The organism is Methylobacterium sp. WSM2598 (assembly GCF_000379105.1).
Classification (GTDB): domain Bacteria; phylum Pseudomonadota; class Alphaproteobacteria; order Rhizobiales; family Beijerinckiaceae; genus Methylobacterium.
Genome location: NZ_KB900609.1, coordinates 336,381 through 352,468, shown reverse-complemented (window position 1 = coordinate 352,468; position 16,088 = coordinate 336,381). Strand labels below are relative to the sequence as shown.

General features: G+C 67.0%; 16 protein-coding genes and 1 tRNA gene. 8 read left to right on the top strand and 9 right to left on the bottom strand.

Annotated features, from left to right (window positions below):
* Window positions 1-87: 87 nt before the first annotated feature.
* A complete protein-coding gene (locus tag MET2598_RS0101745; protein WP_012334393.1) occupies window positions 88-528 on the top strand; it encodes an HIT domain-containing protein in 441 nt (146 codons plus the stop codon).
* A gap of 167 nt (window positions 529-695) precedes the next feature.
* Here MET2598_RS0101745 and MET2598_RS0101740 read toward each other — a convergent pair whose 3' ends face one another.
* Window positions 696-1,154 (bottom strand): hypothetical protein, encoded by a 459-nt coding sequence (locus MET2598_RS0101740; RefSeq protein WP_018259675.1) that lies wholly within the window; start codon window positions 1,152-1,154, stop codon window positions 696-698.
* A gap of 239 nt (window positions 1,155-1,393) precedes the next feature.
* Here MET2598_RS0101740 and MET2598_RS0101735 point away from each other — a divergent pair, with 239 nt between their 5' ends.
* The 4 genes from MET2598_RS0101735 (at window position 1,394) to MET2598_RS0101715 (ending at window position 5,907) form a co-directional block, all read left to right on the top strand.
* Entirely contained in the window at window positions 1,394-3,031 is a 1,638-nt protein-coding gene (locus MET2598_RS0101735) for a DEAD/DEAH box helicase (RefSeq protein WP_012334395.1), read from the top strand.
* Between the two features lie 113 nt (window positions 3,032-3,144).
* Window positions 3,145-3,220, top strand: a tRNA-Phe gene (locus MET2598_RS0101730).
* An 88-nt stretch (window positions 3,221-3,308) separates the two neighbouring features.
* Window positions 3,309-4,949, top strand: coding sequence for a DUF6538 domain-containing protein (locus MET2598_RS0101725; protein WP_018259674.1), 1,641 nt, complete (start codon window positions 3,309-3,311; stop codon window positions 4,947-4,949).
* 136 nt (window positions 4,950-5,085) lie between these two features.
* Window positions 5,086-5,907: a hypothetical protein gene (locus MET2598_RS0101715; protein WP_018259672.1), complete on the top strand. Its 822-nt coding sequence runs from the start codon at window positions 5,086-5,088 to the stop codon at window positions 5,905-5,907.
* Window positions 5,908-5,953: 46 nt separating this feature from the next.
* On the opposite strand, the gene MET2598_RS38510 is transcribed toward MET2598_RS0101715, so the two are convergent.
* The 8 genes from MET2598_RS38510 to MET2598_RS0101680 all read right to left on the bottom strand — a co-directional run bounded on the left by MET2598_RS38510 (window position 5,954) and on the right by MET2598_RS0101680 (window position 12,792).
* A complete protein-coding gene (locus MET2598_RS38510) occupies window positions 5,954-6,610 on the bottom strand; it encodes an SLOG domain-containing protein (protein ID WP_084673748.1) in 657 nt (218 codons plus the stop codon).
* 2 nt (window positions 6,611-6,612) lie between these two features.
* Window positions 6,613-7,773, bottom strand: coding sequence for a toll/interleukin-1 receptor domain-containing protein (locus MET2598_RS0101710; protein WP_018259671.1), 1,161 nt, complete (start codon window positions 7,771-7,773; stop codon window positions 6,613-6,615).
* A 6-nt stretch (window positions 7,774-7,779) separates the two neighbouring features.
* A complete protein-coding gene (locus MET2598_RS0101705) occupies window positions 7,780-8,268 on the bottom strand; it encodes a TIR domain-containing protein (RefSeq protein WP_018259670.1) in 489 nt (162 codons plus the stop codon).
* 227 nt (window positions 8,269-8,495) lie between these two features.
* Window positions 8,496-8,744: a hypothetical protein gene (locus MET2598_RS0101700; RefSeq protein WP_018259669.1), complete on the bottom strand. Its 249-nt coding sequence runs from the start codon at window positions 8,742-8,744 to the stop codon at window positions 8,496-8,498.
* Window positions 8,741-9,091 (bottom strand): DUF2958 domain-containing protein, encoded by a 351-nt coding sequence (locus MET2598_RS0101695; protein WP_018259668.1) that lies wholly within the window; start codon window positions 9,089-9,091, stop codon window positions 8,741-8,743. The genes MET2598_RS0101700 and MET2598_RS0101695 overlap by 4 nt, the downstream gene beginning before the upstream one ends.
* Complete coding sequence (locus MET2598_RS35845; protein ID WP_018259667.1) at window positions 9,091-10,326, bottom strand: PGN_0703 family putative restriction endonuclease; 1,236 nt, start codon at window positions 10,324-10,326, stop codon at window positions 9,091-9,093. The genes MET2598_RS0101695 and MET2598_RS35845 overlap by 1 nt, the downstream gene beginning before the upstream one ends.
* A 792-nt stretch (window positions 10,327-11,118) precedes the next feature.
* Window positions 11,119-11,508, bottom strand: coding sequence for a GCG_CRPN prefix-to-repeats domain-containing protein (locus MET2598_RS0101685; protein WP_018259666.1), 390 nt, complete (start codon window positions 11,506-11,508; stop codon window positions 11,119-11,121).
* A gap of 243 nt (window positions 11,509-11,751) precedes the next feature.
* A complete protein-coding gene (locus MET2598_RS0101680; protein ID WP_018259665.1) occupies window positions 11,752-12,792 on the bottom strand; it encodes a SphA family protein in 1,041 nt (346 codons plus the stop codon).
* A gap of 564 nt (window positions 12,793-13,356) precedes the next feature.
* On the opposite strand from MET2598_RS0101680, the gene MET2598_RS41995 reads away from it, so the two are divergent.
* The 3 genes from MET2598_RS41995 (at window position 13,357) to MET2598_RS0101670 (ending at window position 16,084) form a co-directional block, all read left to right on the top strand.
* Window positions 13,357-13,566 (top strand): hypothetical protein, encoded by a 210-nt coding sequence (locus MET2598_RS41995; protein ID WP_236728650.1) that lies wholly within the window; start codon window positions 13,357-13,359, stop codon window positions 13,564-13,566.
* 15 nt (window positions 13,567-13,581) lie between these two features.
* A complete protein-coding gene (aqpZ, locus tag MET2598_RS0101675; protein ID WP_018259664.1) occupies window positions 13,582-14,316 on the top strand; it encodes an aquaporin Z in 735 nt (244 codons plus the stop codon).
* Window positions 14,317-14,413: 97 nt separating this feature from the next.
* A complete protein-coding gene (locus MET2598_RS0101670; protein ID WP_198292994.1) occupies window positions 14,414-16,084 on the top strand; it encodes an arylsulfatase in 1,671 nt (556 codons plus the stop codon).
* Window positions 16,085-16,088: the final 4 nt, after the last annotated feature.

Sequence of the window (16,088 nt, the reverse complement as noted above, 5' to 3'; positions counted from 1 at the left end):
GCCGTCCCGCTCCGGCTCCCGCCGCCGCATCACCGCTGCGGCCCGACCGGTGATCCCTTCGGCGACCCAACGCTCAGCGGAGCCCTCATGACCACGCCCGCCTACGACCCGAACAACGTCTTCGCCAGGATCCTGCGCGGCGAGATCCCCGCCCACCGCGTCTACGAGGACGCGCATTGCCTCGCCTTCATGGACGTGATGCCGCAAGTGGACGGGCACACCCTGGTGGTGCCCAAGGCCCCGAGCCGGGGACTCCTCGACGCGGATCCGGCCTCGCTCGGCCCGCTCTTCGCCGCCGTGCAGACGGTCGCGGCGGCGGTGAAGACCGCCTTCGCGGCGGACGGCCTGGTGGTGAGCCAGTTCAACGAGCCGGCGGGCGGTCAGACCGTGTTCCACCTCCACGTCCACATCCTGCCCCGCCACGAGGGCGTGCCGATGCGCCAGCACGCCCGCGGCATGGCGGACGGGGCCGTGCTCGCCGCCCACGCGGAGAGGATCAGGGCGGCGCTGGCGGCGCGCCCCGCCTGATCCGGGATCCGCTTGATCGAAGCGGATCCCGGATCCCAAGCCTGCGCGGCGCCTGAGCGCGGCGCCTGAGCGACGCCGACACCCGCATGGCCGAAATCGGGTATGGCGAAGCCATCAACCGGATGTCGCATGAGGCGGCGCGGCGTCCCGGCCGCGGGGCCGCGCCCTCAGCGCTTCTGGAACAGCGGCTGGGCCAGGGCCTCGGCGCGGGCCATCCACAGGTCGCGCTCGGCCCGCAGCTCGTCCGTGCGCTTGATCTCGCTCTCGACGTGGTGGCGCAGGGCGCGCAGCTCCTCGGCGATGATCGCCTGGAGCTCCTCGTAGCGGTCCGCCTCGCTCTTCAGGCGCGCCTTGAGGACCATGTTCTCGGCCATCAGGGCGGCGATGTCCTCGTCCTCCGTCGGAGCCTCGGGCGCGGGCGCGGGGGCCGGCGGCGTGGACACGATGCGCGGCTCCCAGGCCGCGGGGGCCTCGGTGGAGCGGCGCAGCTCGGGCTCGGCGCGCTCGGGCGCGCGGGCGGGCGCGGCCGCCCCGTCGATGCGCGAGAGGGTCGCGAGCCAATCCCGCAGCGGTCCCGCGGGCTGGCGCGCCGGGCTGGACGAGGTCTTGTAGGCGGGTTCGGACACGCCGCGTCTCCTGGAACTGATTGACGCAGAAGAGATCTCATTAAGGTTAACGGGCCGTAAATGATCCGGCCGGGGCTGGACCCGGGGCGCCGGACGCGCTACGTGCCGGCCATCCTCCTCATGACCCGTGGGACTGCGCGCGATGGTCGGGGCCGCTCGGGCGGCGTGACCGGATTCGGGCGTGACTCCGCTTCCTCGAGCGGTCCTGCCCGCGCGTCGTCACCTGGGACGTCCCTGCTTTGGCTTTTCCTCCCCTCCCCGCCCCCCTCGCCCGGGCGCTCGACGCCCGCGGCTACGACGAGCCCACTCCCGTCCAGGCCGCCGTGCTCGAGGCCGACCATGCGGGCCGCGACCTCCTGGTCTCGGCCCAGACCGGCTCGGGCAAGACCGTCGCGTACGGCCTCGCCCTGGCCGAGACTCTGCTCGGCGAGGCCGAGGCGTTCGGCGCCCCCGGCGCCCCGCTCGCCCTGGTGATCGCGCCGACCCGCGAACTCGCGCTCCAGGTGCACCGCGAACTCGCGTGGCTCTACGGGGCCGCGGGGGCGCGGGTCGTCTCCTGCGTGGGCGGGATGGACCCGCGCCGGGAGAGCCGCGCCCTGGCGGAGGGCGTGCACATCGTCGTGGGCACGCCCGGGCGCCTGCGCGACCACCTGGAGCGGCGCAATCTCGATCCGTCGCGGCTGCGCGCCGTGGTGCTCGACGAGGCCGACGAGATGCTGGACCTCGGCTTCCGCGAGGATCTCGAATTCATCCTGGGCGCGACGCCGGTCGAGCGGCGCACCCTCCTGTTCTCCGCGACCCTGCCGAAGGGCATCGTGGCGCTCGCCGAGCATTACCAGCGCGAGGCGCGCCGCATCGCGGTGGCGGGCGAGCGGCGGGGCCACGCGGACATCGAGTACCGGGCCGTGCGCATCCTGCCGCGCGAGACCGAGCTCGTCGTCGTCAACACCCTGCGCCTCGTCGAGGCGCGCACCGCCATCGTGTTCTGCAACACCCGCAACGCGGTGCGCCACCTCCAGGCGGTGCTGACCGAGCGCGGCTTCGCGGCGGTGGCGCTGTCGGGGGAACTCGGCCAGGGCGAGCGCAACGCGGCGCTCCAGGCCCTGCGGGACGGGCGCGCCCGGGTCTGCGTCGCCACCGACGTCGCGGCGCGCGGGATCGACCTGCCCGGGCTCGGCCTCGTCATCCACGCCGAGCTGCCGCACGACGCCGAGGTGCTGCAGCACCGCTCCGGCCGCACCGGCCGGGCCGGCCGCAAGGGGATCAGCGTGCTGCTGGTCCCGGGCTCGCGCCGGCGCAAGGCCGAGGAGCTGATGGCCCAGGCGGGCGTGGTGCCGGTCTGGTCGGGGCCGCCGCCGGCCGACGAGATCCGCGCCCTCGACCAGGAGCGGCTCCTGGTCGACCCGCTCCTCACCGAGGAGACGAGCGAGGAGGACCGGGCGATGGCGCAGGCGCTGCTCGCGCAGCGCTCCGCCGAGGATCTCGCGGCGGCCCTGGTGCGGGCCTACCGGGCCCGCCTGCCCGCGCCCGAGGAGGTGACGGATCCGGGCTTCGCGAGCGGGCGCCCGACCGCGGCCCGGCGCGAGGGCCCGCGGCCGGCGCTCGGCCCGAGCGTCTGGTTCCGGCTGAATGTGGGCCGGCGCGACAATGCCGACCCGCGCCGGCTGCTGCCGATGCTCTGCCGCCGCGGCGGGATCACCCGCGAGGAGGTCGGAGCGATCCGCATCTTCGATCGCGAGACCAAGTTCGAGATCCGCGGCGGCGCCGCGGCGAACTTCGCCGACAGTTTCGGGCGCAGCGGCTCGGCCGACCTGCGCGTCGAGCCCCTCGACGGCACGCCCGAACTGCCCCGCCGCCCCGCCCGGCGCCGCGGCTGAGACCCCGTTCTTCGGCGGCTTCGAAATCGCCGAAGAACCCGCACGAGACGGCTGGACAGGCGGCCTTCGCCTGACTATACCCCCGCCATCGCCGCTGCCCCGCAGCCCGGCGCGCCCAGGTAGCTCAGTTGGTAGAGCATGCGACTGAAAATCGCAGTGTCGGTGGTTCGATTCCGCCCCTGGGCACCATCAGCCTTTTAAGGCTCTGATCCCCAAAGAACTTCAGCCAGATCATGTAGTTAGGCGGTTCCGCGTGCTACACCGCGGTACTACACACATGGTCCTGTCGATGTCCCGACCTCAGCTGCATCCGCGCACGCAGACGTACTGGCTGCGTAAGCGGGTACCTGCCGACCTCGTGTCGGTCGTCGGTCGGAAGGAAGTCACCCTCAGCCTTCAGACGAAGGATCCTGCCGAGGCAAAGCGGCGCTACGCTGAGGAGCTGGTCAAACTCGAAGCGCGCTGGGCGGCCTTGCGGAAGGGGCCGCAGAAGTTGAGCGAGCGCGAGGCGCATGAGATCGCGACCACTGTGCATGACTCTTGGCTGGCCCGGCATGCCGACGAGCCAAGCACCCAAACCTTTTGGCCGGTCGAGCTGGGCAAACGGGTCTTCACGCGGCCGCCTCTCGACATCTCACGTCCGGCGGTAGAGGCCTTCTGCGACCCTCCAGAGATTGGCCGCCTGATGGTTCTGGAGCAGTGGTGTCGTGAGGCCGCTGACCACGAGCTACAGGTGCGCGGCCTGCTCGCTGACGAAGATACCCGCACGAAGTTGGCAAGGGCGATTGGTGCGGCAGTCCAGAGGGCGAGCCTCAGCCTCCAGCAGATGGCGCGAGGTGAATGGCCCAACGGATATTCGCTGCCGGCCTCCTTGCCGGCGCGTCGGTCGATAGAAGCGGCAGCGAAGGTGGCCGCACCACCGCACGCGAATCAGGCTCCCAACAGAAATGCGGGGTTCGTGACGTTGAGCGGTCTTGTAGAGAAGTGGTGGCTGGAGGCGGAGAAGGCAGGCAAATCGCCCTCCACCCGTGAGTCGTACACGAACACGTTTAGAAGTTTGGTGAACTTCCTGAAGCACGACGACGCTACGCGGGTCACCTCTGAGCATGTGATCGCGTTTAAGGACCACAGGCTGGCGAGCGTCGGGCGCAACGGGAAGCCGATCTCGCCACGTACGGTGAAGAACAGCGATCTTGCTGGCCTGAAGTCCGTGTTCGGCTGGGCGGTGGCGAATCGGCTGCTAGCGGACAACCCTGCTGCGGGCGTGACGGTCCAGTCTGGAGCACGAGTGCGCACGCGTGATCCGTCATTCACGGAGGAGGAAGCGACTACGATCTTGCGGGCCGCGCTGCACTTCCAGCGGGGCGGCGAGTTGGCTCAGACGTATGCTGCCAAACGGTGGGTGCCATGGTTGCTGGCTTTCACCGGCGCTCGGGCAGGCGAGATCGTTCAGTTGCGCCGGCAGGACGTGCGTCGCGTGGAGGTAGCTGGGCATCCCGGGGGCACATGGGTGCTGACGATTACGCCCGAGGCCGGCACCGTGAAGACGAAGCAGGCACGCGAGGTTCCCGTCCATCCTCAGCTCGTGGAGCTTGGATTCGTGCGCTTCGTGGAGAGCGTGCGGGAGGAGCGACTGTTCCTCGTACCTGACGCGAAGGGCGGCGTGGCGGGGCCTCTGCAGGGCGTGAAGAACCGGCTGGCGGAGTTCGCACGCGAGCAGGTCAGCGATCCGGGGGTGAGCCCGAATCACGGTTGGCGGCACCGCTTCCGCTCGGTGGCGATCGAGGCAGGCGTGTCAGAGGGCGTCATAGACGCTCTGTGTGGCTGGGCGCCGAGGAATGTCGGTGGCCGTTATGGAAGCGTCTCGCTGAAGGCCCGCGTTGACGCGATTTCGCGGCTGCCCCGGATTTTGCTCTGATGATCGGAGCGATGCTGTCTATCACGGTTCGTGCGACGGTTGGCCTAGCCTCTAGGGGTCTGGGCATGGACATCCTGCGGGGCTGGGCTGTAGCCGGTCCGCTCTCCGAGGAAAAGTGACGGCGGAGTATCGTCGAATGGCGCTCGTCGCCGACAGAGCTGCCTTTGATCTCGCCGGCCGCTGCATCCGCCCTCTTGGATTCGGCCTTCCCGGCGACGAGCACTACGGCATGCCCATGATCGAGGTCGACGCGGGCAGCGGACGCCGCGACCGTAACCTCATCATCGGTCTGCAGGGCAGCTGCACGCTGATCTCCTACCGCGGATGGCCATTCGTCCTCTTCACGCGCCACCAGATCGCCGAACCTGCCCGTAGGACACCCGAGGACCTGCAGCGGAACATGGATCTCGCGTTTGTCATGCTGAGTGACGGCCGAGATACCGTCAGCATTCCCTTGAACGGTCTCTTGGCTCCCTTCGAAGAGGATCAGGAAGACGAGAACGATTTCCTGATTGCAGTCGTCGAACCATCGATGCTCGATGACTTCGCGGCGTCGCACTTCTTTCCCGTATGCACGGCGGATCGCGGACAGGTTGGAGACGACGCGGTCTGCGGCGGCTATCCGCTACACCGCCAGGAACTGCTCATGGAGCGAGGGGGTCAGCGAACCGAACCTGTCGCGCAGACCGGCACGATATCGCATCGCACTGCACACTCGACGGGGATCGTCGACTATCCCCCGGACGGCGAGCCTCTGAACGGTTCGAGCGGCGGGGCCGTCTTCGCGATCAGGCCGGAGCATGGTCTTGTCGAACCGGTCCTGCTCCTCGACGGCCTTATCCAGCGGGGTGGAGGCGGTCGCGTCAGGTACCTAACCATCGAACGCATCCTGTCGAGGATCGACGTCGGTTTCACAACTTGCGCATCGGACCCGTCGGGAAGCGGAATGCGCGACTAAAGGAGCGGCGCGGCGGCGAGTTCGATGACAGTCGGCTAGCGCGGGGTTACGGCGTAGCTGATGGGCGCCAGTAGCGTTTCTCGACGTCCTGGGGTTGGTCTTCAGGGCGGCGGAATCGTTCCTCTCTCACCGAGATGCCGAGATGACGATGGAAGAGTGCCACATAGTCTAGGTCGTCCTTTAGATCGGTAGCGACAGTCCCGAGGCGCTCCGCGAGCTTCAGCGCAGCCCCTCCAGTCGAAACTACAGGTACGACCGCAGCGTTCCGCTGGAGCCGACTGAAAAGATCAAACTCGTCGACGATCCCACCCATGCCGCCGATGAATACGGCTGCCTTGAACTTGTGATCAGTGAACATTTTTTCGCGCATAGCGCGTAGACTTTGCTCCCGGTTCCCTTGTACCTCGTCAACGTATGTCACGTTCTGGAATCGTGCGTTGTCTTCAGGGAACTCGTCTTGAAAGAAGCGCGATTGGTAGAGCTGAACCCACCGGCTATAGTCGACTCCTATCTCTTCAGCTACTACGCAGATCATTGGAGTTATAGCGGGATGACCGCCCCACACTAGGGGACGACGGCCGAGGGTCACATGTACCAGCGCGGAAACCGCTGCAGTAATCGCGACCGTATCAGCTGTCGTGGCATACTCCGCCCCCCTTTTCGGGTCAGGTACTCCTGCCGACAGGAAGATTGCCTCCCCCATGATTAGCCCTCCCACGCGGCGAGTGCCCAACCAGCTTCCGATACCTTTATGGCTCGAACGGCCTGAATGTTCTCATCCAGCCACTTCAGATGGGCACTCCAGGCATCTCGAATTCCGACGTGATCGTAGACCAGCACAGGGATTTCGGCTTGATCAGCTCGCCGAGCCTTTTCCGCTACGTCGTTCAGAACCTCGGCTGTGGGAACGCCGACGACTGGATAGGCCCAAACCTTTTTGTCATTCAGGAGTCGGACAGCGATGGCTCGGTGTGCGCCGATGCCTTCGACCGCGGCGCCGATCTTCTCGATGTCAGCTCGCAGCTTCCCTGTGATCGACATGTAACGGGCGGCGATGCTTCGGCTCCTCAGCTTTTCCACCCCGAGAACGATGGCTTCCGCCTTGTCGGCCGTGATTGGACCGTCCGGCCCCGCTAGATCCGCAGACTCCAGGTAAATTGTCTCGGCGAGGTCCGTTAGCTTGCTCGGCGTGTGCTCAGGCCAGATGACGCGCAGCACCTGAATGTCCTTGGCGCGTGCGCGACCGATCTCCTGGCGGGTCCAACGACTGTCGAAGTACGATGGTGTATCGAGCATTACCATTACGTCGGAGTCGACGAGTCGATGCCAGAGAACATCTTGGAATGGGTCGCCTGGGCGGATATCGTGAGTATCGAGGAAAACATCGAAGCCGCGCGCCGAGAGTGAATCATGGAGCTGTAGCGCGGCAGCCCGAGACTCCACCCTGCGATAGCTGATGAATACGCGACGTTGACGCCGCAGTAGCCCCACGCATTCGAGCAGCGCTGCCGCGAGTTCCGTCATCTCTGGGTCGTCGGCGCGGCGGCGCAGACCGTTTGCTGCCTGCAAGAAATCGGGTATCGCGACGCTAAAATCTTCGTTCGTCGCAACAGTTGGTATAACTGGCGCACTCTTGAGTAGTAGTGCGTGCGCGGCTTCGCGGTCTGGGTGGCCCGCGCCGCCGAAGTAGACGGCGGCGAAGGCAGCATGCTTGTCGCGATCGGCTACGGTGTCAGCGTCATGGATCATCAACTCCGTGCCCGACGCGAGCCCGAAGTCCGCTACCATCTGCCCAAGCGTGTTGATGAGGCAGCTGCGTTCGTCCGGGGTGGCCGCTCCTAGAACGGCCAGTTCATAGATTGCCACGGGATGTCACCGTCCAGCCGCTTTCGCAGCATTCTCGATCCACACCGGCATGTTAGCGTAGCCGTTGTCACGAACCCAGTCGTAGCTTTTGTGGAGGCTTGATAGAGGAACGTCACGGCCGCCCTGCTTTACAGTGACGTAACCAAGAGGGTTTTCTCCTTGGAAGTCAGTTCCCAGCTGCGGATCCTTCACGTTATGGATATCGATGGCTAGGAGACCTTTACCGAGTTCATGGCTTCTCTTGATCTCATGCAGCACCCAGGGGCGCTTATAGGTCTCCGCCCCAAATAGGACCACGGTGACCGACGTTCCCTTGAGCTGCTCCTCGATCCAGTTCGCGATGCCGCCGGCACGCCGCTTCGCCTCCTCAAACTCCGCTTTGTCGTAGAACGGCTGTGCCTCACCACCCGGACGGACGACCCAAGAGTTGCGTACCTGCACGATGCGCCGAACATCGCGGTCGTAGTGGAAGCTGAAGAACACCCTACGGGCCATGCCGCTCCTCCGTATATGGCAGCGCTTCTAGCAGCGGGACAGCGACGAGTCAGCCTTCCTCGGAAGCCCCTGGCCGTTGTAACGGCTAGCCTCTGGAGTAGGCGCGCAAACGGAGCGAGGGAGCGAAGAAACGGAATGGAACCCTGCACATCTGCGTCTAAGCCATTGAGAAGAAGGCGGCTTTTTTAGGCGCGAACAAAGCCCGCGGACGGGCCTTTCCGGTCACGTCAGATCACGCCGAGGCGAAGGAGCCAGGAGGGGTGGCCGTGCCGGCAGACGCCGTCCGGCTCGACGAGGCACCCGTCGGTGGCGTCGGCAGCGGCGTCGAACAGGAACTGCGCGAGGGTGACGAACTCCGGCTCTGGGGTGATGGGGGCGGGCCAGGGCAGGCCGGTATCGGGATCGTAGGTGACATGCGGAACGGGCGCGTCGTCGGGGTCGTCAGGGAGCGATTTGGAGAGCTGGATCTGGTTCATACGGTGATCCTCCCGGCAGTCTGCGCCTCTGCAGCGTAGGCCGAGAGTGGGCGGTTCGCGCGGAAGTGGATGTCACGTTCGACAGGCAGACGAAGGCTGCCCCGGAGGGCCGCGAGTTCGAGCAGGCAGACGTAGCCGAGTTCGGGCGAGCCGAGGCCGGTGTCGCAGAGGCCAAAGGCACGCGTTGGCTCGGCCGGATCCATCTCTGTGAGGAGCCAGGTGCCGGCGCCGTCAGGCATGAACAGCTTCACCACCGGAGGCGGATCGATCTCTTCGCCTCGAGCAGTTCGGCGGCCATTGGCGAGAAGCTGTTCCCGCTGAGAGAGCGTGAGGAGCGGCTGGGCCATCAGCGCACCTCCGAAACAGCTGGTATGATCCCCTCGGCGGACGAGTCCAGCTTGCGCCGCCCGACCCTGCTCGGGGCTTTGCCGATGGACGGCCGCTTCTGTCGCGTTGTGGCCGAGGGTGGAGACCCTCGCCGGGAAGAACGGCGACGTGGTGCAGTCGTGAGAGCCGGGTCGGTGTTGTCGATGCTGGATGAAGTGGCCGCAGCGTCGTTGGGTGTCGGCGCAGGCAGAGCGAGCAGAGGCGCAGCCGGAGGCGGTTCATCGTCCGGAGCGGTGGCTTGGGCCAGGACGAGGTCAAGGACGGGCCTCAGGTCGAGGTAGCGGTGATGAAGGTAGGCCGCTTCCGCACCGCCGCCCGCCTGCGCCAGCGCGGCGACGAAGGTCTCCAGCGTGTGGGCGGTGTAGCCGACGGTGGTGGGCGATGAACCTGCTGGATCGGTCAGTTCGGCGGCGTAGAGGCGGGTGGCTGTACGGACGCGGCGGTTGCGCTGCGGGTAGAGGACCAGCAGGTGCGCCCGCGGCGTGACGCCGTGTTGGACAGCCAACTTCGAGAGAAGATGAAGCCGCCAGAACTGCTCCAGCATCGTGGAGCGGAGTGCGGGCGCGTCGGGGTTGTGATGAAGGGCGGCCTCGCGGCTGGCTTCCTCGTAGCGAGGGCGGTGCGTGGCAGCTGGACCGGTGCAGCCCTCTGAAAACTTCACCTCGATGAAGACTGTGGCCCGCTCCTTTTCCGGCGTGATCACCGTCAGCGCAGCGTCGAAGGCAGACGCGTCGTTCAAGTAGCGGGGATCGTGCCGACCCGGTGAGGTTTCGAAGCGGATAGCAGTGACGCGATCGACGAAGTCCGGCAGGAGCTGTCGGAAGACGGCGGTCGCGAGGTCGAGGTTGAGGGCCAGCGGGGCGAACAGATTGTACGTGAGCGCCTCGGAGCTGAGCAGATTCCGATGAAGCCGGTCGTAGTGGACGAGGGCTCCTTCTTCTCTGAGGACGAGCGTGCGGCTGACGAAGGCGTAGACGGCGGGGCTGAGGAAGTTCAGGCCGCGGGCAGCGTCGGCCCGCTGAAGGAGGGAGCCCAGAGGGGCGCAGGGCAGGTTGCGGCTGCCACCGGGGCGATGAAGGCCGGCCGGTAGGCCCTGCTCCTCGCGCCAGATTGACTGGCGCAGGCGAGCGGCGGCGCGGAAGCGGGTGTCGCCGAGGATGAAGCAGGCGTGCTGACGAAGGAGTGGCTCGGGCACGAGCGGTGCGCGGACGAGTGGCTGAACTACGGTTGATGCTAGATTGGTAGTGCCGTCAGACGAAGGGCAGTGGTCCATCAGACTGGCCTCGGGCTGCGAGTAGGGACAGCCGGAGGTTCAGGGCGGCGTGAGAGAAGTTGCGGGCACCGGGATGACGGGCGATGTCAGCGGTGCGACAGGTAGGTAGGCAGGCGGAAGGGGTAGCACTGAGAGCGGAGGTTGGGAGGTACGTCGGCAGGGTGAGCGTGGCGGTGTATGGACGGAGTGGCCCTGGAGGAGAGAGCTTCCCTGTGACCCTCTCGGCTACGCAGACAGGGATTCCATAGTCACCTTCCGCCGGATCATCTCACTTGCCGGGGTTACAGGGGTTGTGGATCTATGTAGCTCGCCAACCAGCGAGCGCGCAGGCCAAAGTGCGCCTACACCCCCAGCCTTTTACGGGACACCGAACCGCGCCGCGCTTGAACGATGAGCGGCAGAGATGCGCCATCACCAGACCTTCGCAATTCAGCAGCGGAGGGGCCGCTTTAGGTGTACGAGCGGACCTCTCAACGCTGCTTGGCTGGTGGCGCCAGCGTCCTCGTCTGAGACGTAGGTTCCGGCGAGACGCGGAGGATCACGCCGTACGTGTCGGTTAGGTGCTAGTCAAACCGCTCGTGGCTCTCGCCGCACGCCTCCACCTTCACGGCGACCAGGGTGAAGTCATCCATGGCGCCAGATCCTCAGCCGTCTGCGTTTGAGCCGCTCAGCGTTAGGTCGAGGTGGGGCTAACGTTCAGCTCACCGGCTTCAGCTACCGGTGGAACCGGCCGCCGCGGAAGCCTCCGCCGTGGAAGCCGCGCCCGCCCGCGAAGCCGCCCACACGCCGCCCGTAGACGCCGCGACCGCCATAGACCCGGCCGCCATAGACGCGCCGCCCGTATACGGCGCCGCCGCGATAACCATAGACGGCACCGCCGCGGTAGCCATACACGGCGCCCCCGCCGTAGTACCCGGGGCCGCCGTAATAGCCTCCGTAGACATTTGGCCGGCACACGCCGTAGGGCCCGCGATGGAAGCCGATCCCGCAGCCCCCCGCGGCTTCGGCGGTGTCGACGCCGATCCGGCCCTTCTCCAACGCGCCGAGCCCGAGCCAAGCCCCAAAGGCCAAGGCAAAGAGCGCCACCAATCCCCTGCTTTGCATAGCGTGCACTCCAGCGTGAGCCCGGGCTGGCCGAGCGGATGGTTGTGCCGGCGCCCCTCCTACCGCTCGCCGCCCCTGACGAGGCGCGACGGACGGAGGGACTAGAGCGCCGGCCCGCGGGGGTGTCACCGCTGTAACAGTAACAGTGATGACATCGGAGTCAGGGAGCGGAGAGGATCTCCCGGCGGGTGACCTGAGGCGGGTGGGCCCGCGCTACCCAGGTCCGACGGAGCGGTCCGGATGCTAATTCTTCGCGACGAGCGGACGAGGCTCCGGGGCGGCCTTCGGGGGAGCCACCCAGAGCGGGAAGGCGACGGACACGAACAGGGTCGTGCCGGCGAACCGGTTCTGCACCTCGACGTCGCGCAGCACCTTCACTCGCGTCGTGACCGGGGTCTGGCCCACCTTGAAGTCGTAGCCGAGCATGCCTCCCAGCGCCGTCACCCGGCCGCGGAACGGGCCGATGCGGTTGCCGGAACCGCTGTCATCCGTGAACTGCTGGTAGTGGAAGCCGACGAATCCGAGGGTGAACTCCTTCGTCAGGAACTTCGTGGCCGACCACTCGACGTGGAACTCGTTGCCCGAGATGTAGCGGGTCGCGGGGTTCTCGAAGTTGAAGGTCACGCCGGGTATCACCGAGAGCTCGTAGCCGGCGACCGGGTCGAGGTAGGTGAGCGCGCCCGTGAGATCGATGGCCGGCCGGTTCAGGGCCACGTTCGAGAGTTGGCCGACCTCGTATGCGCCCGCCGGGATGTTCCCGCTCAGGTTCAAGCTCCAGTGGAAGTTGCCGGCATGCCAGCCGACGAAGGCGGACACGAAGGGGTCGCCGGCGTTGAAGGTCGAGTCGCTCACCCGTCCCCCGACGAGGCGGTCGATGCGGGGCGAGTACAGCACGGCGGCCGCGCTCACGGTGGGCTCGCCGAACGGTATCGCGACCGAGAAGCCGAGCTGTCCCCCGAAGATCTCGACCGGCGTCACCCAGAGCGGGGTGACCAGATTGATGCTGGTGTCCTGCCGAACGTTCGCGGCCACCACGCCACCCGACTGGAAGACGCGGCCGCCGCCGAGCGCTCCGGAGTAGTGGTAGAAATCGTTCTCGAAGTAGAAGCCCGGCGGCGGCGTGATCCCGGCCAGGGGGCCTCGAATACCCAACAGGTAAACACCCGTCGCGGCCTCGGCGGCCTCGGCCTCCCGCTCGAACGGGAGGCTGCCGAATACCGCCGCAAGCGCGAGGGCGGCAATGGCCCTCAGCGAGCTTCCGAAAGTGGCCCCGTTCCCTTGCATGGTTGGCACCCTTCGCCCCGGCGTCGTTGCTACTAAGATGAGGCTATGGAACACCCCGGATGAAATAAATAGAAAAACGTACCATCTCCTAGGTATCGCGACAGGTGTGGAGTTATTGCAACGGCATCTCGCCGACGAGCTGCCGTGTCAAGATCCATGAACGCAGATGCGGAGCGGCATAAGATGCGGATGAACGCCCTTATTACTTGCATGGCTCTCCTTGCATTGGCTTCTCCTGCGCCCTTGGAGTCCGCGCAGGCGGCTCCGCTGCCCGTCGCCGCAATGACCGACGTCGGTCCAGACGCGATGCTGGTGCCCGTCGCGCGCCGACACAACTTTCGCGGCGGCTTTCGCGGTGGCGGCTTCAGGGGCGGCTTTGCAGCGCGCGGAATGGGAGGCTTCCGGGGCGGATTGGGGCGCCCGGGCTTCGCGGGCGGCGGCATCCGCCGCCCTATCGCCGGCAGGGTCCGGCCCGGCTGGCACGGCGGCGGCGTCCGGCGCCCTATCGCCGGCCGGGTCCGGCCTGGCTGGCATGGCGGCGGCGTTCAACGACGCGGCGTAGTCGTGCGCCGAAACGTCGTGGTGGGCGGCGTCTACCGGCCTTACGGGGCTTGGTGGCCCGCAGGGGGAGCCCTTGCAGCCGGCGCGGCGCTCGGCTTCGTGGGAGCCGCGACCGCAGCGGCCTGGGCGGGCTCGCCGCCGGCCCCCGGCTACTGCTGGTACTACACCGACTCCTCTCGGACGAAGGGCTTCTGGGACCGCTGCCCGGCCTAAGCTTAAGAGGCTTCCATGGACATCCGCAAGTGCGCGGCCGAGGCCGTCGGCACGTTCTGGCTCACCTTCGCCGGCTGCGGCTGCGCCGTCGTCGCGGCAGCGTTCCCCGAGGTGGGCATCGGCTTGGTCGGGGTCTCGCTCGCCTTCGGCCTGACCGTCGTCACCATGGCCTACGCCATCGGTCACATCTCGGGCTGTCACCTCAACCCGGCCGTCACCTGCGGACTCACCGCAAGGGGGCGCTTCCCGGCACGCGAGATCCCTCCTCACGTCATGTCGCAGGTCGTCGGCGGCCTTGTCGCTGCGGCTCTTCTCTGCGTCATCGCGAGCGGCGCGCCGGTCTTCGACCTAGCCAAGGGCTTCGCCGCCAATGGCTACGGCGAGCACTCGCCCGGTCGCTACGGCCTGATGTCGTGCCTCGTAGCCGAGGTGGTGCTAACCATGATGTTCCTGTTCGTCATCATGGGGACGACGCACGGCAAGGCACCCGTCGGCTTCGCGCCGCTGGCCATCGGGCTTTGCCTGACGCTCGTCCACCTGGTCGGCATCCCGATCACGAGCCTGTCGGTCAACCCGGCGCACAGCACGGGACCGGCCCTGTTCGTGGGTGGCTGGGCAATCGCGCAGCTCTGGCTGTTCTGGATCGCGCCGGTGCTCGGCGGCGTCCTCGGCGGCATCCTCTACCACTGGATCAGCAAGCAGCCCTCGGCTCAGGTGACCAGTCTGACGCCGCCCGCCCCGGCAGAGTGAGCCGAAAAACGCGCCCGACACCCCCGACGCTTTAGGTCCGGGCCGGCGCCACGTGCACCCGGACCTAGGATAAAGACCTACCCTTCAGGAGCTGACCATGAGCGAGACACGCCGACCGAACGACGTCGATGCAGAGGAGGCCGCGAGCCGGGCATTCAGCCGCCGTGCGATGCTCCTGGGGGGAACCGCGCTGGCTGCATCCACGATGGGCGCCACGCCGGACGCGCGCGCGCAGGCGCCAGCGCCGGCCCCGCAGCCCGCTCCCGCCCGGACCGGCGGCTCAGGCCGTCCGGTCAACATCCTCGTGATGTTCGGCGACGATATCGGACAGTCGAACATCAGCGCCTACACCTTCGGCTTGATGGGCTACCGCACGCCCAACATCGACCGCATCGCCCGCGAGGGCATGATGTTCACCGACTATTATGCCGAGCAGAGCTGCACGGCCGGCCGCTCGTCCTTCATCACGGGGCAGTCGACCCTGCGTACGGGGCTGTCGAAGGTCGGCGTGCCCGGCGCGACGGTGGGCCTGCAGAAGGAGGACGCGACCCTCGCCGAACTCCTCAAGCCGCTGGGCTACGCCACGGGGCAGTTCGGCAAGAACCACCTCGGCGACCGGGACGAGTACTTGCCGACCAACCACGGCTTCGACGAGTTCTTCGGCAACCTCTACCACCTCAACGCCGAGGAGGAGCCCGAGCAGCGGACCTACCCGCGCGATCCCGAGTTCCGGAAGAAGTTCGGCCCCCGCGGCGTCCTCAAGGCGTCCGCGGACGGCAAGATCGAGGACACGGGCCCGCTCACCAAGAAGCGGATGGAGACCATCGACGACGAGACCTCGGCCGCCGCGATGGATTTCATGGAGCGCCAGGTTCGAGCCGACAAGCCGTTCTTCTGCTGGTTCAACTCGACCCGGATGCACTTCCGCACCCACGTCGCGGCGGACCGCCGGAGCCCCCCGGGCCTCACCGCCCGGACAGAGTACGCCGACGGGATGGTCGAGCACGATGGGCACATCGGGCAGCTCTTGAAGAAGCTCGACGAACTCGGCATCGCGAACGACACCATCGTCCTCTACACGACCGACAACGGCCCGCACATGAACTCCTGGCCGGATGCCGCGATGACGCCGTTCCGGAGCGAGAAGGACACCAACTGGGAGGGCGCCTTCCGGGTGCCCTGCATGATCCGCTGGCCCGGGCACATCCAGGCCGGCTCGGTCTCGAACGAGATCGTCAGCGGGCTCGACTGGCTGCCCACCCTGATGGCTGCCGCCGGTGACCCCGACATCACCGGCAAGCTGCTGAAGGGTCACACGGCCGGGGCGAAGACCTTCAAGGTCCACCTCGACGGATACAACCAGCTTCCCTATCTGACCGGGCAGCAGGACCGTAGCGCCCGCAACAAGTTCTTCTACTTCAACGACGACGGCGACCTCGTGGCGATGCGCTACGAGAACTGGAAGATCGTCTTCGAGGAGCAGCGCGCGCCGGGCACGATGCGGATCTGGGCCGAACCCTTCACGACGCTGCGCCTGCCGAAGCTGTTCGACCTGCGGGCGGACCCTTACGAGCGGGCCGACATCACCTCGAACACCTACTACGACTGGTTCGTCTCGCAACCCTACCTGATCTTCCCCGCCCAGGAGGAAGTCGCCAAATTCCTCGGAACGTTCCGCGAGTTCCCGCCACGCCAACGGGCAGCCAGCTTCAGCATCGACCAGATCATCGAGAAGATGCGGCGTGCCACCGAGGCGCAGGGCAAGTAGCGCG

Coding starts and splice junctions, on each gene's coding strand:
- MET2598_RS38510 (WP_084673748.1), bottom strand. CDS start 6,610: ATGGGGGAGGCAATCTTCCTGTCGGCAGGAGTACCTGACCCGAAAAGG.
- MET2598_RS0101695 (WP_018259668.1), bottom strand. CDS start 9,091: ATGGCCCAGCCGCTCCTCACGCTCTCTCAGCGGGAACAGCTTCTCGCC.
- MET2598_RS0101670 (WP_198292994.1), top strand. CDS start 14,414: ATGAGCGAGACACGCCGACCGAACGACGTCGATGCAGAGGAGGCCGCG.
- MET2598_RS0101715 (WP_018259672.1), top strand. CDS start 5,086: ATGGCGCTCGTCGCCGACAGAGCTGCCTTTGATCTCGCCGGCCGCTGC.
- MET2598_RS0101745 (WP_012334393.1), top strand. CDS start 88: ATGACCACGCCCGCCTACGACCCGAACAACGTCTTCGCCAGGATCCTG.
- MET2598_RS0101680 (WP_018259665.1), bottom strand. CDS start 12,792: ATGCAAGGGAACGGGGCCACTTTCGGAAGCTCGCTGAGGGCCATTGCC.
- MET2598_RS0101700 (WP_018259669.1), bottom strand. CDS start 8,744: ATGAACCAGATCCAGCTCTCCAAATCGCTCCCTGACGACCCCGACGAC.
- MET2598_RS0101725 (WP_018259674.1), top strand. CDS start 3,309: ATGGTCCTGTCGATGTCCCGACCTCAGCTGCATCCGCGCACGCAGACG.
- aqpZ (WP_018259664.1), top strand. CDS start 13,582: ATGGACATCCGCAAGTGCGCGGCCGAGGCCGTCGGCACGTTCTGGCTC.
- MET2598_RS0101685 (WP_018259666.1), bottom strand. CDS start 11,508: ATGCAAAGCAGGGGATTGGTGGCGCTCTTTGCCTTGGCCTTTGGGGCT.
- MET2598_RS0101705 (WP_018259670.1), bottom strand. CDS start 8,268: ATGGCCCGTAGGGTGTTCTTCAGCTTCCACTACGACCGCGATGTTCGG.